This is a genomic window from Micrococcus sp. HSID17227, from assembly GCF_003989405.1.
GTDB lineage: Bacteria > Actinomycetota > Actinomycetes > Actinomycetales > Micrococcaceae > Micrococcus > Micrococcus luteus.
The window spans coordinates 1-1020 of record NZ_RBLN01000468.1 but is presented as its reverse complement, the minus strand read 5'-3'; the positions used below and the strand labels follow the sequence as shown (position 1 = coordinate 1020).

The 1020-nt window shown below is 74.4% G+C and carries 1 protein-coding gene and 1 pseudogene; one reads left to right on the top strand and one right to left on the bottom strand.

The genetic code is table 11. The annotated features are described in order from the left end of the window. Nucleotides 1–80: 80 nt before the first annotated feature. A complete protein-coding gene (locus D8M29_RS12695) occupies nt 81–410 on the bottom strand; it encodes a bifunctional 3-phenylpropionate/cinnamic acid dioxygenase ferredoxin subunit (protein ID WP_002857882.1) in 330 nt (109 codons plus the stop codon). 321 nt (nt 411–731) lie between these two features. Here D8M29_RS12695 and D8M29_RS14295 point away from each other — a divergent pair. Beyond that, nucleotides 732–1020 (top strand): annotated as a pseudogene (locus D8M29_RS14295) (peptidoglycan-binding protein LysM); the annotation flags it as partial.

The following is a 1020-nucleotide window of genomic DNA, read 5'->3' as shown; positions in this document are numbered from 1 at the left end:
GACCACGGCGAAGCCCGCGACGCCGCCGCCCACCACCGCGACCGAGCCGGGCACGCCCGCCGGGGCCTCGACGTCGTGGCTCATGCGCCGGGGACGAGGTAGAGCTGGCCCTCGCGCTCCTCGACGCGGTGCACGCCGACGCCCTTGGTGGCGGGCAGGCAGAGCGCCTCGCCGGTGCGCAGGCAGAACTGCGCGGCGTGCAGCGGGCACTCCACCCGGTCGTCCTCGAGCCAGCCCTCGGCCAGCGAGGCGTCCTCGTGGGTGCACGTGTCGTCGATCGCGTGGAACTCGCCCGCGTCCGTGTGGAACACCGCGACGTCGTCCCTCGTCCCCGCCGTCGCCGCCGGGACGACGATCGCCTCGCCCTCCGGGACGTCCGCCGCCGCGCCGATGTGGATCGGCTCCGCCATGGTCTGCCTCCTCTGGTTCCCGGGCCGGGCGGCCCGTGGTGGTCTCCCGTCACCGTATCCCCCGGCGCGGACCCGACACCCCTCCGCTGTGCTCCGCCCCGGCGCCACACCGTGCCCACCTGTGAATGGATGAACCGGACATCACGGGGGCATGAAATGACCCGACAAGCCTGAGAAAAAGGTTCCCGGGAATGGTCGATCACGCTACGATCACGACGGCTCTCCGGCCGTCATCCCGCCCGCACCACGTCACCGACCCGGGAAAGCGACACGGCCCGCGCCTGTCATTCCTCGGGCACTCCACCTTCCGACGGCATCCGCATGAAGATTCTCCTGCCGGGTTCCGCCGCATCCCCCCGCCCGCTCGCGCCCGCCGTCGCGGTCGCCGCGCTCTCCGTCCTCGTCGGCGGCCTGCTCCCGCAGCAGCCGTCCGCGACCACGGAGGGCGCCCCCGACGCGCGCCCGCTCGACGACGCGGCCCGTCACACGAACGCCGGGACGGCCACGACTCCCGCCTCGGTCGCTCCCGTCGAGGCCGCCGGCCTCGCGACCGTCCCGCCGGCGGGCGCGAAACTCCTCCCCGACGAGGCGGCTCCGCGCGTCGTAGTGC

What these genes read in the sequence shown, in the direction of transcription:
- D8M29_RS12695 (WP_002857882.1), bottom strand. Translation starts at nt 410, where the DNA reads ATGGCGGAGCCGATCCACATCGGCGCGGCGGCGGACGTCCCGGAGGGC.